Genomic DNA, 23,320 nt, shown 5'->3' with positions numbered 1-23,320 from the left:
CGATCATCGGGGCAACCTCCGCCACATCGCGCGCGGCAGCGCCCGCATGATCAACACCAGCGCACCCAGGGTCCGCGGCACCCAGATCTCGTGACGGCCGCTTGCCAACGCGCGTGCCACCGCGTCGGCGACCTGTGCCGGGGTGCTCGACAACGGGGCGGGTGACATGCCCTCGGTCATCCGGCCGATGACGAACCCCGGCCGCACCAGCAGCAGCCGGACCCCGCTGCCGTGCAACGCATCGGCCAGCCCGCGGCTGAACGCGTCGAGGCCGGACTTGGCCGAGCCGTACACGTAGTTGGCCCGCCGGGGCCTTGCCCCCGCCACCGACGAGAACACCACGATCGATCCGCGACCCGCCGACCGCATCGTGGCCGCCAGTACGGTCAGCAGGCTGACCTGCGCGGTGTAGTCGGTGTGCACGATCGCGGCGGCGTGGGCGGGGTCGACCTCGGCCCTGGCCTGATCGCCGAGGATCCCGAACGCCACCACGGCCGTGTCGATCGGCCCGTACTCGGCGACGATCGACTCGACGAGCGGTGCGTGCGAGGCCAGCGCGTCGGCGTCGAACTCGCGGACGTGAACGGCGGTCGAACCCGCCGCCTTCACCGCCGCGATCTCGTCGGTCAGCCGGTCGGCCCCGCGCGCCGCCAGGACGACCGTCGCGCCGTCGGCGAGTCGGGTCGCCAGTTCGACCCCGATCTCGCTTCGTCCGCCGAAAATCACTACGACGCGATCGTCAGCCGTGTCCTTCATGGTTGCGATTATGTCCTGCGCTAAGTTGGACCCCGATGGCTACTTCCGGTCGCAAGGCAACCACGCGCCTGACGAACGACGCGCTCGCGTTCCTGACCGAACGACATCTCGCCATGCTGACCACGCTGCGATCCGACAATTCACCGCACGTGGTCGCGGTCGGATTCACGTTCGACCCCAAGACCCATGTCGCCCGGGTCATCACCACGGGCGGCTCCCAGAAGGCCGTGAACGCCGACCAGCGCGGCGTCGCGGTGCTCAGCCAGGTCGACGGCGCCCGGTGGCTGTCGCTGGAGGGCAGCTCGACGGTGAGCGCCGATCCGGACGACGTCCGCGACGCCGAACTCCGGTACGCCCAGCGCTACCGCACGCCGCGGGTCAATCCCCGCCGCGTGGTGATCGAGGTACGGATCGAACGCGTCCTCGGCTCCTCGGATCTGCTGGACCGCGGCCCCGACTCCTGACCCGTCAGGCCGGGACCACCACCAGCTCGTGGGGTTGGTCGTTGACCGACATCGCGCCGTCCGCGGTGACGATCACGATGTCCTCGATGCGGGCGCCCCACTCCCCGGCGAAGTAGATGCCCGGCTCCACACTGAACGCCATCCCCTCCTCGAGCGGTAGATCGTTCCCCGCGACGATGTAGGGCTCCTCGTGCACGGACAGACCGATGCCGTGCCCGGTGCGGTGGACGAACGCGTCCGCCAACCCCTCGGCGGCCAGCACGTCGCGCGCCGCGGCGTCGACCTGCTCGGCGGTCACCCCCGGCCGCACCGCTGCCACCGCGGCCTGCTGCGCCCGCTGCAGCACCCCGTAGCGCTTCGCCACGTCGGCGTCGGGCGCACCGAGGCTGTAGGTCCGCGTCGAGTCCGAGTTGTATCCCGGCTCGTAGGGTCCGCCGATGTCGACGACGACGACGTCCCCCGCTTCGAGCTTGCGCTCGGAGCATTCGTGATGCGGGTCGGCGCCATTGGGCCCCGACCCGACGATGATGAACGCCACCTCCGAATGTCCTTCGGCGACAATCGCTTCGGCGATGTCAGCCGCCACCTCCGCCTCGGTCCGACCGGGCACCAGGAACCCGGGGACGCGCGCGTGCACCCGGTCGATCGCGGCACCCGCCTTGCGGAGCGCGTCGATCTCGGCGGCGTCCTTGACCATCCGTAGCCGGCGAAGCACGTTGGTGGCCAAGACCGGTACCACGCCGAACACCTCGGCCAGCGGCAATAGGTGCAGCGCGGGCATGGCGTCGGTCACCGCCGTCGCGAGCCTGCCGCCGCCCAGCGCGTCGGCGACCAGTTGGTACGGGTCGTCGCCGTCGACCCAGTCCCGCACGGCCAGGCCCAGTTCCGTCACCGCGGACTCCTTGAGCGAGGCCAACTCCATGCGCGGCACCACGATGGTGGCCTCGCCGCGCCCGTCCCCGGCGGGTACCACCAACGCCGTGAGCCGCTCGAAGGTCTGCGCCCGGGACCCGACCAGGTAGCGCAGGTCGTAGCCCGGGGTGATGACCAGACCGGCCAGGCCTGCGTCCGCAGCCGCCGCGGCGGCGGCCCTCAGTCGTCCCGCGTACACGTCGGTGCCGAATCTTCCGGTGTCCATGGCGTCGAGGCTACTGTCAGTGCGATGACCGCACCCGTCATGCTCCTCGACGGAGCCAGCATGTGGTTCCGTTCCTACTTCGGCGTCCCGTCGTCGATCACGGCGCCCGACGGCCGCCCGGTGAACGCCCTACGCGGGTTCCTCGACGCCGTCGCGACGCTGATCACCCGGGAACGCCCGGCGCGGCTGGTGGTCTGCCTGGACCTGGACTGGCGGCCGCAGTGGCGGGTCGACCTGATCCCGTCGTACAAGTCGCACCGCGTCGAACGAGAGGGCGCCGCAGGACAACCCGACGTCGAGGAAGTGCCCGACGACCTCACCCCGCAGGTCGAGATGATCATGGCGGTGCTCGACGCGTTCGGCATCGCCACCGCAGGGGCGCCCGGCTACGAGGCCGACGACGTGCTGGGCACGTTGGCCGCTCGCGAGCGGCGCGACCCCGTCGTCGTGGTGAGCGGCGATCGGGATCTACTTCAACTGGTGGCCGACGATCCCGTCCGGGTCAGGGTCTTCTACATCGGCCGCGGACTGGCCAAGGCGACGATGTTCGGCCCCAGGGAGGTGGCCGACCAGTACGCCGTGCCACTGGATCGCGCCGGCGCCGCGTATGCGGAGCTGGCGCTGCTGCGCGGCGATCCCTCCGACGGGCTACCCGGCGTGACGGGGATCGGCGAGAAGACGGCGGCGACGCTACTGGCGCAGCACGGCTCGCTGGAGCAAATCATGGCCGCCGCAGCCGATCCCTCGTCGAAGATGCCTGCGGCACAACGGAAGAAGCTGAGCGCCGCGACCGACTACGTGGCCGCCGCGGAGAAGGTGGTGCGGGTGGCCACCGACGCCGAAGTGGGCATGTCGACCGATTCGGATGCGCTTCCGTTGAGCGCCCGCGATCCCAGGACGGTCGCCGCACTGGCCGGCCACTTCGGGGTCATGTCGTCCGTCGCGCGCCTGCAGAAGGCGCTCGACGCACTCCCCTCTGGCTAGCGGGGCCTGCCGACCTCGTAGGTGCCGCTGTCGTCCTGGAACGTGACCGTCACCTGACGCTTGGTCCCGTCGATGCTGACCTCGCAGTCGAACGTGCCGCCCTTGACGACCTTCGGATTCGCGCCGTCATTGCAGCTGACGTCCTGAACGTTCTTGGCGCCGTAACCATTGGTCTCGTCGCCGAGGATCTGCTGCACGCCGGACTGCGCGGCGTTCACGTCGAGGTTGGTGGTCACGAACCAGCCCGGCTTCCAGAAGCCGAGGATGCCCACGGCGATCACGATGACCGCGACGATGGCACCGACGACGCCCAGGACGAGGCCCATCGACTTCTTGGAACCCGCATCACTGGTCGAGTACGGCGTGAACTGCTGGTTCGGGTCGTACTGGCCGGGCTGGCCGGGCTGGCCGGGCTGGCCGGGCTGTTGGCCGTACTGCTGATTGGGGTCGTACTGGCCGTACTGCGGCGGCTGCCCGTACTGCGGTGGCTGCCCGTACTGGGGCTGCTGCGGGTAGGACGTCGGGCCGTACGCGGTGGGCTGCTGGCCGTACTGCTGGTTCGGGTCGTACTGCCCCGGGGGCGGCCCGTACTGCGGCTGCTGATACGACTGGCCGCCGTAGGCGGGAGGCGGGGAACCGTAGGCGGGCGGCTGCTGGCCCCACGCGGGCTGTTCGGGTTGCGGCTGCGGCTGTTCGGGAGCCTGAGGCTGCCAAGCGGGGTCGGCCGGCTGCTGACCCGCCCACGGCTGGGTGGGGTCGGATCCCTGCGGTCCGCTCATCGTCTCTCCTTGTTGCTTCCATCGTCAGAATCGAAACCGTGGCCACACACTACCCCGCATCAACAGCCACGACGCCGCGCCGAATCGCCTCGATCGAACGTTTCGCGGACGTCCGCAACGACGATGTGGGGGCGGCATTGCGCACCTGGTCCAGCAGATCGAGCACCTGCCGACACCAGCGCACGAAATCGCCTGCCGACAGCGGTGATCCGGTGCCCGAGGCATCCGATGCCGCCAGCGCGGCCGACAGGTCTCCGGTGGTCACCCAACGATGGATGGCCGCCACGAAACCAGGATCGGGTTCGCGGCTGGCGGGCAGCCGGTGCCGTTGCTCGTCGGCCCGGATCTCCGACCACGCCCGACGGGTCTGCGACAGAGCCCGCCGCATGGCGGGCGTCGCACCCTCGACGACGGGCGACGCACCGGGCGTGTCGCCGCGCGACTCGAAGAGCACCGAGGACAGCACACCTGCCAGCTCGGCGGAGTCCAAGCCGTTCCAGGTGCCGCTGCGCAGACATTCGGCGACGAGGAGATCGCTCTCGCTGTAGATGCGGGCCAGCAGCTGCCCGTCGGCGGTGACCTTCAGATCGCCGTCCGCCGCCTCGATGAAGCCACGTTCGGTGAGCAGCACCACGATGCGGTCGAAGGTGCGGGCGAGGGAGTTGGTCGCCGCGTCGACCTTCTTCTGGATGTCGGCGTTGTCCCGTTCGATCCGCAGGAGGCGCTCGGCGACCCGGACCCGCTCGTCCCGATCGGGAACGTGATGCGAGGGATGGGCGCGCAGCTGCTCGCGCAACGCTGCCAGTTCGGGATCCACGTCATGCTCCTGATCGTGGCCCGACTGACCGCGTTTCGGCCGTCCGGTGGGAACGTGCAACCCCGCCGCCGCCGACCGCAGCGCCGACGCGACATCGCGACGCACCCTGGGCTGCCGGTGCTCGACCCGCTTCGGCAGGCTCATCGACCCCAACCGGACCGACGATCCGGAGAAGTCGGTCGACGAAATGCGGCCCGCCCAGCGATCTTCGGTGAGCACCAGCGGTCGGGGGTCCTCACGGTCCCCGGCGGGTTCGAGCACCACCGCGAGGCCGCCGCGGCGCCCCTGCCCGATCGTGATGATGTCACCGCGCCGCAGGTTGGCCAGGGCGTCGTTGGCGGCCTGCCTGCGCTGCAGCCGCGACGCGCGGGATTGGGTTCGTTCGCGTTCGGAGATGGTCGCGCGCAGGCGGGCGTATTCCAGGATCGGTGCGTCCCGTCCACCCAACTCGGCGGCGAGCTCGTCCATCATCCGTTCACCGCGCGTCACACCGCGGACCAGCCCGACGACGGACCGGTCCGCCTGATACTGCGCGAACGACCGCTCCAGGAGTCGATGTGCCTGTTCGGGACCCATGTGCTGGGTCAGGTTGATCGTCATGTTGTACGAGGGTGCGAACGAGCTGCGCAGCGGGAACGTCCGGGTGGACGCCAGACCCGCGACGTCGGCGGGCTCCACGTCCGGGTGCCACAGCACGACGGCATGACCCTCGACGTCGATGCCGCGGCGGCCTGCGCGACCCGTCAGCTGGGTGTACTCCCCCGGCGTCAGAGGGGCGTGTTGCTCACCGTTGTACTTCACCAACCGCTCGAGCACGACGGTGCGGGCCGGCATGTTGATGCCCAATGCCAGTGTCTCCGTGGCGAAGACGGCCTTCACCAACCCCGCGGTGAACAGCTCCTCGACCGTGTGGCGGAAGACCGGCAGCAGGCCCGCATGGTGGGCGGCGAGCCCGCGCAGCAGCCCTTCGCGCCACTCGTAGTAGCCCAGCACTCCCAGGTCGGCATCGTCGAGATCGGCGCACCGACGGTCGATCACCTCCGCGATGCGTACCCGCTGCTCGTCGTCTGTGAGCCGCAACGACGACCGGAGGCACTGCTTGACCGCCGCGTCGCACCCGGCACGGGAGAACACGAACGTGATGGCGGGCAGCAGCCCTTCGTGATCGAGGACGCTGATGACGTCGGGCCGGGACGGCGGCCGGTACAGCGTCGGGCGGCCGCCACGCTGGCCCGGACGTCCCCGGCCGCGAGGTTGCCAGTCCGACAACCGGTCCGCCTCCCGCCGATGGGCGATGTGCCGGATCAGGTCGGGGTCGACGAGGGTGCGGGCACCTTGCGCGTCTGCGCCCTCGAAGAGGTCGAAGACCCGCTTGCCGACCATCATGTGCTGCCACAGCGGCACCGGCCGGTGCTCGTCGACGACGACCGTCGTGTCACCGCGTACGGTCTGGATCCAGCCGCCGAACTCCTCGGCGTTGCTCACCGTCGCCGAGAGGCTGACCAGGCGAACGTCCTCGGAGAGGTGCAGGATCACCTCCTCCCACACCGCGCCACGCATCCGGTCGGCGAGGAAGTGCACCTCGTCCATCACGACATGTGAAAGACCTTGCAGTGCAGGAGAATCCGCGTAGAGCATGTTCCGGAGGACCTCGGTGGTCATCACGACCACCGGTGCGTCGCCGTTGATGTTCTGGTCGCCGGTCAGAAGGCCGATGCGCTCGGGACCGTAGCGCTGAACCAGATCGTTGTGCTTCTGGTTGCTCAGCGCCTTGATTGGCGTGGTGTAGAAGCACTTCCGGCCCGCCGCGAGCGCGAGATGCACCGCGAACTCGCCGACCACCGTCTTGCCGGCGCCCGTCGGAGCGCACACCAGCACGCCGTGCCCGGCCTCGAGCGCACGGCAGGCACGGACCTGGAAGTCGTCGAGCGAGAACGGCAACTGCCGAGTGAACTCGTCGAGCTGGGTGTCACCGGGGGCGGCCTCAGGTGGCTTGGTCATCGATACCCAGCCGGGACGGAGTGGGCACGGCTGTCGGGGGTTCGACGGGCTCCACGTCACCGAGCGGGGCGGCCATGTCGTCGGGCACGTCCTCCAGGGCGGCCTTGCGGGCCTTGCGCTTGTCGTTGACGCGCGCGATCTGGATGGCGAACTCGAGCAGCAGCGTCAACGCCATGGCCAGGGCCAACATCGAGAACGGGTCCGAGCCCGGCGTCGCGAAGGCGGCGAATACGAACAGACCGAAGATCAGCCCTCGGCGCCAGGCCTTCAACTTCTCGTACGGCAGCATTCCGACCAGGTTCAGCATGATGATCAGGAGGGGGAACTCGAAGCTGATCCCGAACACCAGCAGCAGGTTGAGCAGGAAGCTGAAGTACTGGTCACCCGACAGGGCAGTGATCTGGACGTCGCTGCCCACGGTGAGCAGGAAGCTCAACGCCGTCGACAGCACGACGTACGCCAGCACGGCGCCGGTGATGAACAGGGCCGCGCCAACGGCTACGAACGCCGATGCGAAGCGCCGCTCCTTCTTGTAGAGGCCGGGCGTGATGAACGCCCACAACTGCTGCAGCCATACCGGGCACGCCAGCACCACGCCGACGGTCAGCGCGACCTTCAGCCGCAGCATGAACTGATCGAACGGCGCGGTGGCGAGCAACCGGCATTCCCCGTCGGGCGCGATGGTCGCGCGGGCCGACGCGGGCAGCGAGCAGTACGGTTCGCGCAGCCAGTCGCCGAGGCTGCGGACGCCGAAGAAGCCGTGGGTGTACCAGAAGAACCCGAAGATCGTGGTGAAGAAGATGGCCGCGACCGCGATCAGCAAGCGATTGCGCAGCTCCTGCAGGTGATCGACGAGCGCCATAGTCCCGTCGGGATTCGCCTTGGAGCGACGACGACGGGGATCGAGTTTCGCGAAGATTCCGGGGGCTTGCACGTAGTGTCCGGGCGCCACCTAGCGGCGCGGCCTCGCGGCGCGCCGAAGGGAGAGATCCGTCAGGCGGGTCGCTGCTCGGTGGGCTGCTCGACCGGCGCGGGCTGAACCCGCTCCGACGTGATCGACGTGGGCGCGGTCGGCGCAGCGGGCGTCGGCGCCTCGTCCTTGCCGTCGGCCTGCATCTCCTTGATCTCCGACTTGAAGATCCGCATCGACTTGCCGAGCGACCGCGCAGCGTCGGGAAGCTTCTTGGCACCAAAGAGCAACACGAAAACCGCGATGACGATCAACCAGTGCCACGGTTGTAGACCACCCAATTCAGACACCTCCAGATGTTGTCGACGAGTCTACCCGCCATCGGCCTCGAGCACGTCGTACGCCTCGAGCGCCGCCGCGGCGGACTCACGCACCCGGTCGGCCAGCGCCGCCGGTTCCAGTACGCGCACCGCCGCCCCGAAGCCGAGGACGAAGCGCGCCATCCACCCGTCGGAGGCATACGTCATCGCCGCCTCGCAGGCGCCGTCGGGCAATTCGCGCAGCACGCGCAGCGGGTAGTAGTCGAACATCCAGGCGGCCGACCGGTCGATCAGCAGCGTCGCCGCGGGCAGCGACGGGTCCGCATCGAAGAGCGACGTGTCGGGGCGGGCCTGCAGGGCGGGCTCCGGCGGTGACGAGGGTTCGTCGAGCACCCGCGCGTCGACGATGCGGTCGAACCGAAACAGCCTGACCCCCTCGGCGGCCCGGCACCACGCCTCCAGGTAGGTGTGGTCGGCGACCAGGACCACGCGGATCGGATCCACCACGCGACTGGACAGCGCATCGTGCGACGCCGAGTAGTAGTCCAGCGACAGCGCCCGGCCATCACGGACCGCCTTGCGCGCCGCCGCGGCGGTGCCGCTCTCGATCGGCGCGGGCTCGTCGGTCGCGGCGTCGGCACCCTCGCGGGCCCCCGTCGCGGTGCCCGCCGCCGACTCGATCTTCGCGATCGCGCTGCGGGCGGCCTGCGGATCGACGATGCCGGGCACCTCCAGCAGCGCCCGCAGGGCCACCAGGATGCCGGTCGCCTCAGGCGACGTCAGCCGCAGCGGATGATCCATCCCCGCGGAGAACGTGACGTCGATGGTGTCACCGGAAAACTCGAAGTCGATGAGGTCGCCCGGCCCGTACCCGGGCAGCCCGCACATCCACAGCTGATCGAGATCCTGCGTGAGCTGCTCCTCGGTGACGCCGAGCTCGGCGGCGGCCTCCGCGCGGGTGATCCGCGGGTTGGCCTGGAAGTACGGGACCATGTTGAGCAGCCGCACCAGGCGGGTCGACACGCTACTCATGCGCGATCCGCTCCGCTTCTCGCTGGGCCCTCATGCGCGATCCCCTCCGCTTCTCGCTGGGCCCTCATGCGCGATCCCCTCCGCTTCTCGCTGGGCCCTCATGCGCGATCCGCTCCCGCCTGCGCCCGTAAGCGCTCGATCACGTCCTGCCGCAACGACTCTGGCTCCAGGACGAGGGCGTCGGCACCGCAGCTGGCGATCTCGCGCGCCAGCCGGTCCTGCCTGCCGATGTCGAGGGCGAGCTCGTCGCCGGCCCGTCCCGACACGGTCTTCGCGGTGACAGTCGCGGCCTGACGTCGCAACACCGTCCCGCGGCTCTCGGCGACCCACACCCGCCCCTGTGCGCTGGGCGGCGCCTCGGCGACGGCACGGTGCACGATCTCGCGCAGATTCACCCCGTCCGGCCTGCTCACCGCATCTCTCGGCCCGACGGCGGTCAGGCCGGCATCGATGCGCGACAGCCGGAACGTGCGCGTCGCGTCACGGGTGCGGTCGTGGCCCACCAGATACCAGCGGCCGCCGAAGGTGACGACGCCCCAGGGTTCGACGGTGCGCTCGGTGTACGGGTCGCTGCGGGAGGCGCGGTGCCTGAACTGCACTGCCTGGCCGGAGTCGATCGCGGTGAGCAGGGTGCCCAGGACGTCCTCGGATCCGCGCAGTCCCGGCAGTGCGGCGGTGGTGGTGATCGCGACCGCCGACTCCGGCACGTCGACGTCGACACCGGCGGCCCGCAACTTGAGCAGGGCGCCCTGGGTGACGGTCACCAGCTCCGGCGACTCCCACAGCTGGGTGGCCATGGCGACGGCCGCCGCCTCGTCGGCGGTGAGCTCCACCGGCGCCAGCGCGTACGCCTCCCGGTTGATCTTGTAACCCTCGGTGGGATCCAGGGACGACACCCGTCCCGTCTCCAGGGGGATGCCGAGATCGCGCAACTCGTTCTTGTCCCGCTCGAACATTCGCGAGAACGCCTCGTCGCTGGGGCTCTCGGAGTAACCGGAAACGGTCTCGCGGATCCGTTCGGCCGTGATGAACGTGCGCGTGGAAAGCAGCGCGATGACCAGGTTCATCAACCGCTCGACTTTGGAGATCCCCACCCGGCGAGTTTAGTCGCTACATACTGGCGATCAGTCGCTTGACTCGCTCGTCGACCGAACGGAACGGGTCCTTGCACAGCACCGTGCGCTGCGCCTGGTCGTTCAGCTTGAGGTGCACCCAGTCGACGGTGAAATCGCGACCGGCGGCCTGCGCGGCGCTGATGAACTCACCGCGGAGCTTCGCCCGGGTGGTCTGCGGAGGTTCGTTGACCGCCGCGTCGATGTCCTCGTCGGTGGTGATGCGGGCAGCCAGACCCTTGCGTTGCAGCAGATCGAACACGCCGCGACCGCGCTTGATGTCGTGGTACGCCAGGTCCAGCTGCGCGATCTTGGGATCCGACAGCTCCATGTCGTACCGGTCCTGGTAGCGCTCGAACAGCTTGCGCTTGATGACCCAATCGATCTCGGTGTCGACCTTGGCGAAGTCCTGGCTCTCGACGGCGTCGAGCTGACGGCCCCACAGGTCGACGACCTGCTCGATCTGGGCGTTGGGCTCACGGGTCTGCAGGTGCTCGACGGCGCGGCTGTAGTACTCCCGCTGGATGTCGAGCGCGCTGGCCTGCCGACCGCCGGCCAGCCGTACCGGGCGGCGTCCGGTCAGGTCGTGGCTGACCTCGCGGATCGCGCGAATCGGATTGTCGAGCGAGAAGTCCCGGAACGGCACCCCCGCCTCGATCATCTCGAGCACCAGCGCGGCGGTGCCCACCTTCAGCATGGTGGTGGATTCGCACATGTTGGAGTCGCCGACGATGACGTGCAGGCGACGGTACTTCTCGGCGTCGGCGTGCGGTTCGTCGCGGGTGTTGATGATCGGCCTGCTGCGGGTGGTGGCGCTGGAGACGCCCTCCCAGATGTGTTCGGCCCGCTGGCTGAGGCAGAACGCGGCGGCCTTGGGGGTCTGCAGCACTTTGCCCGCGCCGCAGATCAATTGACGCGTGACGAGGAACGGCAGCAACACGTCCGAGATCCTGGAGAACTCGCCGGCGCGCACGATGAGGTAGTTCTCGTGGCAGCCGTAGGAGTTGCCCGCGGAGTCGGTGTTGTTCTTGAACAGGTAGATGTCCCCACCGATGCCCTCGTCGGCGAGCCGCTGCTCGGCATCGATCAGCAGATCCTCCAACACCCGCTCACCTGCGCGGTCATGGGTGACGAGCTGAATGAGGCTGTCGCACTCGGCGGTCGCGTACTCGGGGTGGGAGCCCACGTCCAGATAGAGCCGGGCGCCGTTGCGAAGGAACACGTTGGAACTGCGGCCCCACGACACCACGCGCCGAAACAGATAGCGCGCAACTTCGTCGGGAGACAAGCGCCGGTGGCCGTGAAAAGTGCACGTCACGCCGAATTCGGTCTCGATGCCCATGATTCGCCGCTGCACCTCACCGAGCTTACGGGTTACACGTCCCGCCCGTAGTGACACCCGCTACCGGAGTCTGCAATCCGGGGTGTTTTTCCGGCCTGTGGATGAATCGAGCGGCGCGGGGCCGCCGTCGGACAGCATCGGGGCCATGGGGACAGTGAGGATGGACGCGGAGGCCGTTCGGGCCCTCGCCGACCGCGTACTCGACGGTGCCGACAGGCTCGATGAAATCCGTTGGCCCACCCTGGCATCGGCTGCCGTGGCGGGGTCTGCCGTCGGCACGGCGACCGAGGCCGAGTCGGTGCAGGACCGGGTCGCCGACGTCGCCGCCCGGATGCGGGCGTGGGCATCGGCCGTTCGGACGTCCGTCGCGGCTATCGAACGGGCTGAGCTGGACCACCGGAGCCGTCTCGACGGGTCCCGATGAGCCGACCGCCGCTGACGACGGCGCTCGCGTGGCGCACCGACGCGCTGCGGCGGCTGGCCGAGGCCTGGGATGACACGGCCCGCGCCGTCCACGCCCACGCGGCGGCAGCCTCCCGCGCGGGACGGGACACCGAAGCGGTCTGGACCGGCACCGCCGCCGACGCCGCGCGTGTCGAGGCGGAGGCGTTCGCCCTGGGCGGGGACGCCGTCGCACGGGCCCTGGTGCTGGCGGCGGTCGCGGCGCGGGACGCCGCCGATCAGATCGCCGCCGCGCAGGGAGACCTTGCCGCGCACGTCGAGGCGGCACGCGCCGAGGGCTTCGCGGTAGCCGACGACGGGTCTGCCGTGCCCGAGGCAGCTCCGTCGACTCTGTTGATCATGTTGTCGGGCAACGACGCCGGCGTCGCCGCCGGGATGCTCGCGGGGCGCGGCCGCGAGCTGACCCGACAGATCGTCACCGCGTTGAACCGGGTGGGCGACGCCGATGACGACGCCGCCACCGATGTCCGCGAAGCGTTGGCCACCGTCGATCGGCTGGCCGATCCGGCGGCTGGCAATACCGACGGGGTGCCGTGGGAGGACCGAATCGCGGCCAACCGCACCAACATCGCCCAGGCGATCGTCGAACGGCTGGATGACCGCGACGCGTCGCCGCGCACCACCTTCTACCGTGGCCTGCTCGGCGAGGTCGCGGACCCCGCCGGCGGTGGCGGCCGCGTCGACCGCAAGATCCTGGCCTTCGACCCCGCGCGAGATTCGCTCGTCGAACTCAACGGTGACGTCGCCACCGCGAGCAGCGTCGCGGTGTTCGTGCCCGGCATGAACACCACGATCGACGGTTCGGCGGAGGAGACCGCGTCGGCTCGACGGTTCGTGGCGGCGACGCGCGGTGCGGTCGCGGCGATCACCTACCTCGGCGGGCCCTTCCCGCAGGCCGACACGGTGGTGGGCGCGCTCCTGGAGGCCGCCACCCCACGGTTCGCGATCGACATGGCGCCACGGCTGGTGTCGTTCAGCCGCGACGTCGACGCCACCGTCGATGCCACCGGCAGACGCATCCCGGTGACCTACGTCGGACACTCCTACGGCGGTGCCATCCTCGGCACCGCCGAGGCGCTGGGGCTGACGGCCGACCGCACCGTGTACGCCGCGGCAGCCGGGGCGGGATTCGGCGTCGACGGTCCCGAGGAGTGGCACGACCGCAACCCGCACGTCCTGCGTTTCTCGATGACGGCTCCGACCGATCCGATCCAGCTGGTCCAGGGCATCGTCGGCGGGCCGCACGGCGCCGACCCCGACCGGATGCCGGGCGTCATCCGCCTGGCCACCGGCCGGTATGACGACGGACGCCCGATGGCGGGGCCCGCGGCGCACACCGACATCCTGAGCGTCCCCGGGTCCGACGCATGGCGCAACGTCCTGGCGGTCATCGTCGGGGACCGCGAGCACATCAGGCTGGCCGGCTGACCGTCACCCGGCACCGTCTCAGGGGATACTGTCGACACGAGAGTCGTCGAGTGTCGTCGAAGAGGAGAACCTGATGGGCTTCAACCCCAGGGACGCGATCGAGTCCGTCAAGGACATCGCGACCAACGCCGTCGAGCGGTCCGCGGACATCGTCGACAGCGCGGGCCACATCCTCAAGGGTGACGTCTCCGAAGGCGTGCAGGGCATCGTCGCGAGTTCGATGGACATCGCCACGCATTCGGTGGACAAGCTCAAGGAGATCGCCACCGGCCGCACCGAGGACGTCGACGAGATCTAACCCTGGGCCGGATCCTCCACCGGCAGAAGCGCTTCCAGCGCCGAGCCGGTGATCCTCCGGAACGCCCGCCGCGGACGGTTGACGTCCAGGATCGCGATCTCCAGCGTGGCCGCACTCAGCGACCGCGGTTCGGCACCGCCGCTCACACTCGCCGCGATACCGGACTTGAGCGCGTCGACCGCGATCTTCGCGGCCTCGTTCAGACCGGCGTTCTCCTTGAACGTGTCGTTCAACGCCGTGATGATGGGCTCGGTGGTACCGCCCATCACGACGAAGTGCGGCTCGTCGGCAATGGAGCCGTCGTAGGTGATCCGGTACAGCTCAGGTGGTTTCGTCTCGCCGTAGTGCGCGACCTCGGCCACGCACAGTTCGACCTCGTAGGGCTTGGCCTGCTCGGTGAAGATGGTGCCGAGGGTCTGGGCGTAGACGTTCGCGAGTTGGCGACCCGTCACGTCCCGCCGGTCGTAGGCGTAGCCGCGCGTATCCGCGAACTGGATGCCGCCGCGACGCAGATTGTCGAACTCGTTGAACCGGCCGACGGCGGCGAAGCCGACCCGGTCGTAGAGTTCGGACACCTTCTGCAGCGACCGCGACGGGTTCTCCGCGACGAACAGCACACCACCCGAGTAGGCCAGGGTGATGACGCTCCGCCCCCGCGAGATGCCCTTGCGGGCAAGCTCGGAACGCTCGCGCATCGCCTGTTCGGGCGAGATGAAATACGGGAAGCTCACAGCTGCACCGTCCCATGGTCAGGACCGAACGAATCGTCACGGGTTCGCTTGTCGATGACCTCGCGGGCGATTCGGGCGACGCGCTCCTCGGTGACCTCCTGCGCCCCTTCGGCTTCGATCACGACGGCCGTCGGGTAGATGCCGCGAACCAGGTCGGGACCACCGGTGGCCGAGTCGTCGTCGGCCGCGTCGTACAGGGCCTCGATCGCCACGGCGAGCGCCGAGTCGGCGTCGGACACTTGGGAGTACAGCTTCTTGATCGACGACTTCGCGAAGAGCGACCCCGAGCCCACCGACTGGTAGCCCTCGAGTTCGACGTTCCAGCCGCCGGCGGCGTCGAACGAGACGATGCGGCCGGCACCCTGGGTGTCGGGGTCGGAGAGGTCGTACCCGACGAGCAGCGGCAGCGCCACGAACCCCTGCAGAGCCGCACCGAGGTTGCCGCGCACCATGATCGCCAACCGGTTGACCTTGCCGGCGAACGTCAGCGCGACGCCTTCGAGCTTCTCGTAGTGCTCGAGTTCGACGGCGTAGAGCCGGGCGAACTCGACGGCGATGGCCGCGGTGCCCGCGATGCCCGTCGCGGTGTAGTCGTCGGTGACGTGGATCTTCTGCACGTCACGCCCGGCGATCATGTTGCCCTGGGTCGCCCGTCGATCACCGGCGATCAGCACGCCACCCGCGAACTTGATGGCCACGATCGTCGTGCCGTGCGGCAGGGCATTGCTCACGGTGAGGTCCTCGGCCGTGGAGCCTGCCGGCAACAGATGCGGAGCCTGGCGCCGCAGCAGCTCAGAGAAGGACGACGTGTCCATCGGAAGGGACTGCGGGCCGGAGACTCCGGGGTTCGGTGGGAAGGGAAGCAGCCGTTCGTTATGCGGCCAGGTCACTGTCCGCCCTTTTGGACGTATGCCCGGACGAAGTCCTCGGCGTTCTCCTCGAGCACGTCGTCGATCTCGTCGAGCAGATCGTCGGTCTCTTCGGAGAGCTTCTCTCGACGCTCCTGGCCAGCTGCAGTACTGCCGGTGGCGCCGTCGTCATCGCCGCCACCACCACGCTTGGTCTGCTCCTGAGCCATCGCTGCCTCCTGCTCGTCTTCAACGGACTACGGAGCCCGCCAGTTCTTCCACCCTACCGGGCGGTGGTCGAAATGCCGGTCGTCAGGTGGTGAGCTGCTCGACGAGTTCGGCGGCGCTGTGCACGGAGTCGAGCAGCGCCCCCACGTGCGCTTTGCTGCCGCGCAAGGGCTCCAGCGTGGGGATTCGCACCAGCGAGTCGCCGCCGAGGTCGAAGATCACCGAGTCCCAACTGGCCGCGGCGATGTCCGCGCCGAACCTGCGCAGGCATTCTCCGCGGAAGTAGGCGCGCGTGTCGGTGGGCGGGTTGTCTACGGCGTCGATGACCTGCTGCTCGGTGACCAGACGCTTCATCGAGCCGCGGGCGACGAGGCGGTTGTAGAGCCCCTTGTCGAGCCTGACGTCGGAGTACTGCAGATCGACGAGGTGCAACCGCGGTGCCGACCAGGCCAGGTTCTCGCGCTGCCGGAAACCCTCGAGGAGGCGCAGCTTGGCGGGCCAGTCGAGGATCTCCGCGCACTCCATCGGATCCCGCTCGAGCAGGTCGAGTACGTGAGCCCACGTCTCGACCACGCGACTGGCCGCCGGGTCAGGATCGCGGGAGTCGACCAGCTTGGCCACCCGGTCCAGGTAGATGCGTTGCAGCGCAAGGGCAGTCAGTTCGCGACCGTCGGCGAGCGCGATGGTAGCGCGCAGCGACGGGTCCCGGCTGACGACGTGGACGGCGTGCACGGGTCGCGCCAGGGCCAGATCGGAGAGGTCGAACCCGTTTGCGGGCCCCTCCTCGATGAGATCGAGGACCAGTGACGTGGTGCCCACCTTGAGGTAGGTCGACGTCTCGGCGAGGTTCGCGTCCCCGATGATCACGTGCAGCCGCCGGTACTTGTCGGCGTCGGCGTGCGGCTCGTCGCGGGTGTTGATGATGCCGCGCTTGAGGGTGGTCTCCAGGCCGACCTCGACCTCGATGTAATCGGCGCGCTGGGTGAGCTGGAAGCCGGGTTCGTCACCGGCGGGTCCGATGCCGACGCGTCCCGAACCAGTGACCACCTGTCGGGACACCAGGAACGGCGTCAGCCCCGCGATCACCGCCGAGAACGGTGTCTGCCGGCTCATCAGGTAGTTCTCGTGGGTTCCGTACGACGCGCCCTTGCCGTCGACGTTGTTCTTGTACAGCTGCAGCTTGACCGCGCCGGGCACGCTGGCCACGTGGCGTGCCGCCGCCTCCATCACGCGTTCGCCGGCCTTGTCCCAGATGACCGCGTCCAGCGGATCGGTGACCTCGGGGGCCGAGTACTCGGGGTGGGCGTGGTCGACGTAGAGCCGAGCGCCGTTGGTGAGGATCATGTTCGCCGCGCCGACCTCGTCGGCGTCGACGATCGGCGGCGGTCCGCTCGCACGGCTCAGGTCGAACCCGCGTGCGTCGCGCAACGGAGACTCCACCTCGTAGTCCCACCGTGTCCGCTTCGCCCGCTGGATGCCCGCGGCGGCCGCGTACGCGAGCACCGCCTGCGTCGACGTCAGGATCGGATTCGCGGTCGGATCGGACGGTGAAGAAATCCCGTACTCGACCTCGGTACCGATGATCCGTTGCATGCGCTCAGCCTAGGCGAAGGCCGTTGGCGCCGGTCACGGCCCACGCTTGCACGCGGGGCACGTTGTTGGTCAACTATCCCGTGCCCCGCACACGTTGCGGGGCCGAGCCGAACGGAGATCTGGCCCGATGTCCACACCCACCGACCGGCTTGAAGCCGAATCCTGGTTCCTCGCAAGGGGTTTGCCGGCGGTGCTGACTCAGCGCGCGCGGCTGCGCAAGCTGTGGTCGCGATCGGCGCCCGCCCTGGCCGGCATCGGCACCATCTCGGCGTGCCTGCTGATGGTCTACCTGCTCACGGGATCGACCGACGTCGAGGTCGACGGAGTGCCGTCGACGGCGCAGTGGTTCGTGCTGGTGGTCCTCCTGCTGGCACTCCCCCTCGCCTTCCTGGTCGGATGGCTGGTCGCGAGGATGGCGACCGGCCGGGCCAGGGCCGTGGCCTCGGTGCTGTCCGCGATCGTGGCGCTGGCCACCCCCGTACTGCTGCACGATCTGGGCGACGTCGTCGCGACGAGTGTCGCCGTGGCACTGGTGGCAGTGCTGACCGCCTCGGGTCTCGGCTCGGTCCTCGGCTGGGCGGGCCGGCTGACGCTTTCCCAGCTCACCGCCATGGGCGACCTGCTGGTCGGTGCGCTGCCGGTGGTGCTCCTGACCGTCCTGGTGTTCTTCAACTCACCGGTGTGGGTCATGGCCTCCACCATCAGCCGTGAGCGGCTTTGGGTGGCAGTGGCGTTCCTGGTTCTAATCGCCGCGACCTTCGTCGTCTCGCGGCTGCTCAACCGGGCCAGGCCGACCCTGGAGACCGCGACGGTATCGCCGCGCCATGCCGAGCGCCTGGAGGGCACGCCGTTCGAGACCCTGCCGGATCTGGCCGCACCGGAGCGGTTGACCCGACTGGAACGGGCCAACGTGGTCTTCGTCCTCGCCGCCACCCAGATGGCCCAGATCCTGATGGTCGCGATCGTCACCGGCATCATCTTCCTGATGCTCGGCTTGATCGTGCTGAGCCCCGAACTGCTTGCGCTGTGGACCCGCAACGGTCCGAGCGAGGGCACGGTGTTCGGCATGATGATCCCGGTGCCGCAGGCCCTGATTCACGTGACGATGTTCCTGGGCGCCTTGACGTTCATGTACGTCAGCGCCAGGGCGGTCGTCGACACCGAATACCGCGAACGCTTCCTCGACCCGCTCATCGACGACCTCAAGCTGACGTTGTTGGCCCGCAACCGCTACCGCGCCCACGTCCGCGCGCTCGGGGGTGGTTGAGATGAAGGTGCTCGTCGTCGAAGACGAAGCGCGGCTCGCCTCGACGCTGACGGTCGGGCTGCAAGCCGAGGGGTTCGACGTCGTCGCCGTGGCGAACGGTATCGACGGGCTGGCGCAGGCCGTGGAGAACAGGTTCGACGTCGTCCTCCTCGACATCATGCTTCCGGGCCTCAACGGCTACGAGGTGCTGCGGCGGATGCGAGCCCGCGGCGTGCACACGCCGGTGATGATGTTGACGGCCAAGGACGGCGAGTACGACCAGACCGATGCCTTCGAGCTCGGCGCGGACGACTATCTCACCAAACCCTTCTCGTTCATCGTGCTGGTAGCCCGGCTGAGGGCCCTGCTGCGGCGGTCGGCGCCGCAGCGTCCGCCCGTGCTGAGGGCGGGTTCGTTGTCACTGGACCCGGCCCGCCGTCGGGTGGAGCGCGACGGAACCGTCATCTCGCTGACGCCCCGTGAGTTCGGCCTACTCGAATACCTGATGCGCCAGAAGGATTCGGTCGTCACCAAGGCCCAGATCTTGGACGCGGTGTGGGACGCCGACTTCGACGGTGCCGACAACGTGGTCGAGGTGTACGTGGGCTACGTGCGGCGCAAGATCGACGTGCCGTTCGGCACCAAGACGATCGATACCGTTCGGGGTGTCGGCTACCGGCTCGATTCGGGCGAGGGTAGCTGAACCGACACCGTCGTCCCGGTCTCGATGCCGTCACCGATGGTCACCCGACCGGCGTGCGCCAGCACGATCTCCCGCACGATCGCCAAGCCCAGACCCGTCCCGCCGGCGCTCCTGGACCGGTCCGGATCCAGTCGGACGAAGCGGTCGAAGACGCGGCGTCGATCCTCCGGTGAGATACCCGCTCCGTCATCGGCGACCTCGAGCAGCGCGTGCGCACCGACCCGCCGGACCGATACGTGGACCCGTGAGGCCGCATGCCGGGCGGCGTTGTCGAGCAGGTTGCGCAGCACCCGTGCCAACGCCGCCGGGTCACCCGTCACCCGGGTGGGTTCGAGGTCGACCCCGACGTCGAGTGTGGTCTCCCTGCGCAGGCGCTCGACTTCGATGCCTGCGAGGTCGTCGAGGTCGACGTCTTCGCGCGCCATGTCCAGACCGCGTTCGTCGGCCCTGGCCAACAGCAGCAGATCGTCGATGAGGTCCTTCATGCGGAGCGCCTCGGGCAACAACGTCGTGGTGGCGAGCTCACCGCCGAGCAACTCCGGATGGGCCACGGCGACCTCGAGAGCGGAGATGATCGTGGTCAGCGGGCTCCGCAGTTCGTGGGAGGCGTCGCCGACGAACCGCCGCTGCGCGTCGTGCCCCGCCTCGATGCGCGCCAGCATCTCGTTCATGGTGACCGCCAGCGCGGCGACCTCGTCGCGACCGGGTGGCACCGGCACGCGCTCGGTGAGATCGGAGGTGGTGATGTCGGCGACCCGGGACCGGATGTCGTCGACGGACTGCATGGACCGACGCACCAGGACGTAGGTGGCCGCCGCGGACACCGCGACGACCACGGGTGCGGCGATTGCCAACGCGACCACCACGGCCCACACCGTCGACGCGATCGTCGCACTGCCCTCACCGACGAGGACGGTGTACCGGCCGTCCGGACCCGTCACGGTCTGGGCGCTGACGCGGATGCGGCCCAGGGGCGAGGACTGCTCTGGCATCCCGATCCGCAACCCGTCGCCGACGTCCCCCATCGCCACCAGCGGGGTGTCCGGCGCCGATCGCGACCGCAGGAGCACCGTGCCGTTGCCGCCGATCACCTGGACCGCCACGATCCGCTGATCGGTCTCGAGCATCGCCGGATCGACGCCCGCCGCCCCGCGTTGCACGACCTGCTCGGCGACCTCACCGACCCGGGTGGCGGCCGCGGAATCAATGCCCGCCAGCATGGTTCGGTAGAGAATTGCCGCCAGCCCGGCCCCCGCGACACCGAGCGCCACGAACACGACGGTCGCCGCGACGAAGGCCGATCGCGCGGAGACGCCCCAGTTGCCCGTGAATGGTCTCGCCATAGCGGCTCCCAGTCCATCACAATGTTCGCCGTGTCCGACATGCAGCAAGTCCACGACTGGTTCCTGCATCGCGGGCTGCCCCTGGTGCTCACTAGGCGGGTCCGGTCGCGTCACCTCATCGAGCGGTCGGCCCCGATGGTCAGCGGGGTCGGCGCGCTCACCGCCGTGACGATGCTGCTGGCCGAGGTGACCGGTGACTCCCCCGACTACGGCTACTCCCTGCGCCTCGGCGTCATCGCGGCCGTGCTGGCGGCCGCACCCTTCGCGCTCTACCTCCTGCACCGCGCCGACACCACGCTCTCCGAAGCTGGTCGCCGCTCGGCCGCCCTGGCGGTGATGGCGATCTTCGTCGTGGTGATGCCGGTGACGGTCAGCGGCTGGTCGGCGTCGGCCGCGGCCGAGGCGCCCGCCTTCGTCGCCATCACCCTGCTGGCGATCTGGCTCACCTACCTCGGGTTCGGGTCGATTGCCGGCTGGGCCTTCCGGTTCGCCTGGGTGCAGCTGGGCGCCCTCGGCACGCTGATGAGCCGTGCACTTCCGCTGCTCATGCTGACCGTGGTCGTCTACTTCACCGGCGAGCTGTGGCAGCTCGCCGCCCGGATGAGTCGCCAAAGGCTCTGGCAGGTCATCGGGTTCCTCGCACTGGTCGCCCTGCTGTTCGTGGTGACCACGATCCGCGACGAGGTGCGCGCCCTCCGTGAGGACCGGGCCGAACGGACGGATCCGGCCAGCCTGCTGGCGGGCACGCCGCTGAGCGTGCCACCGGGGGTACACCTTCCGCGCACCGCACTGTCCCGCGCCGAACAGATCAACGTCGTGGCCGTGATGGTGGTGTCCCAGGCCATTCAGGTCGTGTTCTTCACCGCGGGTGTGCTCGCCTTCTTCCTCGCTCTCGGCGTCATCGCGGTGCCCGACGACGTCGCGGTCCTGTGGTCGGCCGAGCAGACCTGCGCGGTCGGTGAACCCCCTTGTGCGGGAACGTGGTTCGGCATCCACATCCCGATACCGCAGACCATCGTCCACATGTCGCTGTTGGTGGCGGTGCTGTCCGGTCTCTACTTCACGGTGAGCACCAGCGTCGACCCGTTGTACCGGCAGCGCTTCTTCGACCCGCTGATCGCCGACGTGGCGGTGAGCCTCGCCGGTCGAGATGCCTACCTGGAACTTGTCTCCCACACGCGGGCAACCGGTTGATTTGACTTGCAAGGTCGGCGATCGTGAACCTCTGGTGAACGCCCCCGAGCCGTCTTCGGCAGACGCACTCGTCTATTCCGCCGCCCGTGCCACCCTCCGAGCGGCCATCGCCACCGCCATGGTCATCAACTGGTGTGGGTCCTCCAGGTCGAAGGCGGTCATCGTGGAGATCTGATCCAGCCGGTAGTAGAGCGACTGACGCCGGATGTGCAGGCGCTTGGCCGCTTCGGCCTTGCTGCCCGCGCAGGCGATGAACGTCTCCAGGGTGACGAGCAACTGACTGCTCCTCGCCGCATCGGCGGAGATCAGAATTCCGATCTGGTCGTCGACGAACTGGCGAACTGCATCCGTGTCGCCATGTGCGGCGAGCAGCCGCTCCAAGGCCAACGTGTGAACGGCGGTGACGGGCTTCATCAGGTGGAGGTCTTGGCCCAGCGCGAGAGTGGTCCGGGTCTCGGCCATGGTTCGCGGGAGCTGACCGACGTCGCTGACGGCGCGACTCACCGTGGCGCACAGTCGCGAGTGCGAGCTCAGTGCCTCGGTGGCGGCAGTCCGCACGGAGTCGGCGAGGTCGGTCGCGCCATCCGGTGATCCGGCGAGCAGTCCGTACAACGTTCCGTCCACGATCCCGAAGATTCCGTGCCCGACGTGACGGACGAGTCCATCGACCACCTGGGCCGCCGTCGGGACCCGGCGCGGATCGACCGCGACGCACACGTATCGGGCACCGTGGATGGTCACACCCGCTGCCCGCAGACCCGCCTCCAGGACCCCGATGTCCACGGGCTGATTCCCGACAAGCTGCTTGAGCAGAATCTGTTGCGCGCGTAGTGAACTCGCCACGTCGCGTTGCTCGCGAATGAGACACAGACCCAGCACGGTGGGCGCCCGGTCGAGGACGGCTTCGACCAGTAGCTCCGGCGAATCAGATGGCCCGACCGTCAGCCGCCCCCATGCGGTGCCATCGACCAGGACGGGGACCTCGAAGCGAGCTCCCGGCTCATTCTCCGAGCATCCCAACAGCGCCACCGCCCGGCCCGCATGGTCCGTGAGGCGAGCCCAGGCACCGAGCGTTGCCGCCACCTGTTCCACCAGCTCATTCAACGTGGCGCCCCTAGCGAGTGCCTCCGACAGTGCCCTAGACGTCTCGTCCGCGTGCCGCAGCCGGGCCACCGAGCGATCGATGAGCTCGCTGTTGACCGCCTCGGCGACCTCGGTGAAGCGAAGCCGGGGCTGGAGCTCGACGATCGGCAGACCGACCTCGCAGGCCTCGGCCACCATCTCGGGAGGTACGACCCCGAACGACCTACCCACCTCGAAGAACAGTGCGGCGATTCCACTTTCGGCCAGTTGACGGACGTACAGCCGGCGCGCCGCCTCGTCGACCCGCACCAGGCCGACGCCGTTGGTCAGCAGCACCTCGTCACCCCGGAGCAGCGGTGCGATGTCGTACAGATCTGCGCTGTGCACCCACCGCACGACGTGGTCCAAGTGCTCGCTCCCACTGAGGACGACGGGATTCGCCGGCCGCAGGACGGGGTGGTCCAGCACCTCCCGCAGGTTCAACGTCATACGACATTGTGACCGACTG

23 protein-coding genes are annotated in these 23,320 nt (G+C 69.1%); 8 read left to right on the top strand and 15 right to left on the bottom strand.

From position 1 onward, the window contains the following. Positions 1 to 3: 3 nt before the first annotated feature. Entirely contained in the window at positions 4 to 756 is a 753-nt protein-coding gene (locus QUE68_RS11780) for an SDR family NAD(P)-dependent oxidoreductase (RefSeq protein WP_284226214.1), read from the bottom strand. A gap of 35 nt (positions 757 to 791) precedes the next feature. On the opposite strand from QUE68_RS11780, the gene QUE68_RS11775 reads away from it, so the two are divergent. Further along, entirely contained in the window at positions 792 to 1,220 is a 429-nt protein-coding gene (locus QUE68_RS11775; protein ID WP_284226212.1) for a F420-dependent biliverdin reductase, read from the top strand. Between the two features lie 4 nt (positions 1,221 to 1,224). Here the strand turns inward: QUE68_RS11775 and QUE68_RS11770 are convergent, their stop codons facing one another. Beyond that, a complete protein-coding gene (locus QUE68_RS11770; RefSeq protein ID WP_284226211.1) occupies positions 1,225 to 2,358 on the bottom strand; it encodes a M24 family metallopeptidase in 1,134 nt (377 codons plus the stop codon). A 24-nt stretch (positions 2,359 to 2,382) separates the two neighbouring features. On the opposite strand from QUE68_RS11770, the gene QUE68_RS11765 reads away from it, so the two are divergent. Next, positions 2,383 to 3,342: a 5'-3' exonuclease gene (locus tag QUE68_RS11765; protein ID WP_284226209.1), complete on the top strand. Its 960-nt coding sequence runs from the start codon at positions 2,383 to 2,385 to the stop codon at positions 3,340 to 3,342. Here QUE68_RS11765 and QUE68_RS11760 read toward each other — a convergent pair. The 7 genes from QUE68_RS11760 to pafA form a co-directional block, all read right to left on the bottom strand. Then, positions 3,339 to 4,121, bottom strand: coding sequence for a DUF4333 domain-containing protein (locus QUE68_RS11760; protein ID WP_284226207.1), 783 nt, complete (start codon positions 4,119 to 4,121; stop codon positions 3,339 to 3,341). The genes QUE68_RS11765 and QUE68_RS11760 overlap by 4 nt on opposite strands. Before the next feature lie 49 nt (positions 4,122 to 4,170). Further along, complete coding sequence (locus tag QUE68_RS11755) at positions 4,171 to 6,939, bottom strand: DEAD/DEAH box helicase (protein WP_286275636.1); 2,769 nt, start codon at positions 6,937 to 6,939, stop codon at positions 4,171 to 4,173. Further along, positions 6,923 to 7,873 (bottom strand): twin-arginine translocase subunit TatC, encoded by a 951-nt coding sequence (gene tatC, locus QUE68_RS11750; protein WP_284226203.1) that lies wholly within the window; start codon positions 7,871 to 7,873, stop codon positions 6,923 to 6,925. Before tatC ends, QUE68_RS11755 begins: the two co-directional genes overlap by 17 nt. Before the next feature lie 59 nt (positions 7,874 to 7,932). After that, entirely contained in the window at positions 7,933 to 8,190 is a 258-nt protein-coding gene (gene tatA, locus QUE68_RS11745) for a Sec-independent protein translocase subunit TatA (RefSeq protein ID WP_284230878.1), read from the bottom strand. A 30-nt stretch (positions 8,191 to 8,220) separates the two neighbouring features. Then, complete coding sequence (locus tag QUE68_RS11740) at positions 8,221 to 9,201, bottom strand: helix-turn-helix transcriptional regulator (protein ID WP_284226201.1); 981 nt, start codon at positions 9,199 to 9,201, stop codon at positions 8,221 to 8,223. Positions 9,202 to 9,299: 98 nt separating this feature from the next. Next, on the bottom strand, positions 9,300 to 10,295 hold the full coding sequence (locus tag QUE68_RS11735) for a helix-turn-helix transcriptional regulator (protein ID WP_284226200.1): 996 nt from the start codon (positions 10,293 to 10,295) through the stop codon (positions 9,300 to 9,302). A gap of 16 nt (positions 10,296 to 10,311) precedes the next feature. Beyond that, positions 10,312 to 11,670: a Pup--protein ligase gene (gene pafA / locus QUE68_RS11730; protein ID WP_284226199.1), complete on the bottom strand. Its 1,359-nt coding sequence runs from the start codon at positions 11,668 to 11,670 to the stop codon at positions 10,312 to 10,314. Between the two features lie 130 nt (positions 11,671 to 11,800). Between pafA and QUE68_RS11725 the strand changes: the two genes are divergently transcribed. The 3 genes from QUE68_RS11725 (at position 11,801) to QUE68_RS11715 (ending at position 13,843) form a co-directional block, all read left to right on the top strand. Continuing rightward, positions 11,801 to 12,079 (top strand): DUF7162 family protein, encoded by a 279-nt coding sequence (locus QUE68_RS11725; protein ID WP_284226198.1) that lies wholly within the window; start codon positions 11,801 to 11,803, stop codon positions 12,077 to 12,079. Beyond that, positions 12,076 to 13,545, top strand: coding sequence for an alpha/beta hydrolase (locus QUE68_RS11720; RefSeq protein WP_284226197.1), 1,470 nt, complete (start codon positions 12,076 to 12,078; stop codon positions 13,543 to 13,545). The genes QUE68_RS11725 and QUE68_RS11720 overlap by 4 nt, the downstream gene beginning before the upstream one ends. Before the next feature lie 73 nt (positions 13,546 to 13,618). After that, the gene (locus QUE68_RS11715; RefSeq protein ID WP_284226196.1) at positions 13,619 to 13,843 is read left to right on the top strand and encodes an Rv1893 family protein; all 225 of its coding nucleotides are present in this window, start codon (positions 13,619 to 13,621) and stop codon (positions 13,841 to 13,843) included. Here the strand turns inward: QUE68_RS11715 and prcA are convergent. The 4 genes from prcA to dop form a co-directional block, all read right to left on the bottom strand. Continuing rightward, entirely contained in the window at positions 13,840 to 14,574 is a 735-nt protein-coding gene (prcA, locus tag QUE68_RS11710; protein ID WP_284226195.1) for a proteasome subunit alpha, read from the bottom strand. The genes QUE68_RS11715 and prcA overlap by 4 nt on opposite strands. After that, positions 14,571 to 15,464 carry a proteasome subunit beta gene (prcB, locus tag QUE68_RS11705; protein WP_454786249.1) on the bottom strand — a complete coding sequence of 298 codons (894 nt, stop codon included), beginning with the start codon at positions 15,462 to 15,464 and terminating at the stop codon, positions 14,571 to 14,573. The genes prcA and prcB overlap by 4 nt, the downstream gene beginning before the upstream one ends. Continuing rightward, positions 15,461 to 15,652: a ubiquitin-like protein Pup gene (locus tag QUE68_RS11700; protein WP_284226193.1), complete on the bottom strand. Its 192-nt coding sequence runs from the start codon at positions 15,650 to 15,652 to the stop codon at positions 15,461 to 15,463. Before QUE68_RS11700 ends, prcB begins: the two co-directional genes overlap by 4 nt. An 82-nt stretch (positions 15,653 to 15,734) precedes the next feature. After that, positions 15,735 to 17,243 (bottom strand): depupylase/deamidase Dop, encoded by a 1,509-nt coding sequence (dop, locus tag QUE68_RS11695; protein ID WP_284226192.1) that lies wholly within the window; start codon positions 17,241 to 17,243, stop codon positions 15,735 to 15,737. Positions 17,244 to 17,370: 127 nt separating this feature from the next. Between dop and QUE68_RS11690 the strand changes: the two genes are divergently transcribed. Both QUE68_RS11690 and QUE68_RS11685 read left to right on the top strand, forming a co-directional pair. Beyond that, positions 17,371 to 18,510, top strand: coding sequence for a hypothetical protein (locus QUE68_RS11690; RefSeq protein WP_284226191.1), 1,140 nt, complete (start codon positions 17,371 to 17,373; stop codon positions 18,508 to 18,510). A 1-nt stretch (position 18,511) separates the two neighbouring features. Next, on the top strand, positions 18,512 to 19,192 hold the full coding sequence (locus QUE68_RS11685) for a response regulator transcription factor (RefSeq protein WP_284226190.1): 681 nt from the start codon (positions 18,512 to 18,514) through the stop codon (positions 19,190 to 19,192). On the opposite strand, the gene QUE68_RS11680 is transcribed toward QUE68_RS11685, so the two are convergent. Then, positions 19,162 to 20,535 (bottom strand): HAMP domain-containing sensor histidine kinase, encoded by a 1,374-nt coding sequence (locus tag QUE68_RS11680; protein ID WP_284226189.1) that lies wholly within the window; start codon positions 20,533 to 20,535, stop codon positions 19,162 to 19,164. The genes QUE68_RS11685 and QUE68_RS11680 overlap by 31 nt on opposite strands. A 21-nt stretch (positions 20,536 to 20,556) precedes the next feature. Here QUE68_RS11680 and QUE68_RS11675 point away from each other — a divergent pair, with 21 nt between their 5' ends. Beyond that, positions 20,557 to 21,729 carry a hypothetical protein gene (locus QUE68_RS11675; RefSeq protein ID WP_284226188.1) on the top strand — a complete coding sequence of 391 codons (1,173 nt, stop codon included), beginning with the start codon at positions 20,557 to 20,559 and terminating at the stop codon, positions 21,727 to 21,729. Positions 21,730 to 21,801: 72 nt separating this feature from the next. Here QUE68_RS11675 and QUE68_RS11670 read toward each other — a convergent pair whose 3' ends face one another. Then, entirely contained in the window at positions 21,802 to 23,301 is a 1,500-nt protein-coding gene (locus tag QUE68_RS11670) for a PucR family transcriptional regulator (protein ID WP_284226187.1), read from the bottom strand. Positions 23,302 to 23,320 lie beyond the last annotated feature (19 nt).

This window comes from Mycolicibacterium sp. TUM20985 (assembly GCF_030295745.1).
In the GTDB taxonomy this organism is placed as follows: domain Bacteria; phylum Actinomycetota; class Actinomycetes; order Mycobacteriales; family Mycobacteriaceae; genus Mycobacterium.
The sequence above is the reverse complement of the archived record's forward strand: the minus strand, read 5'-3'. Positions and strand labels throughout refer to the sequence as shown.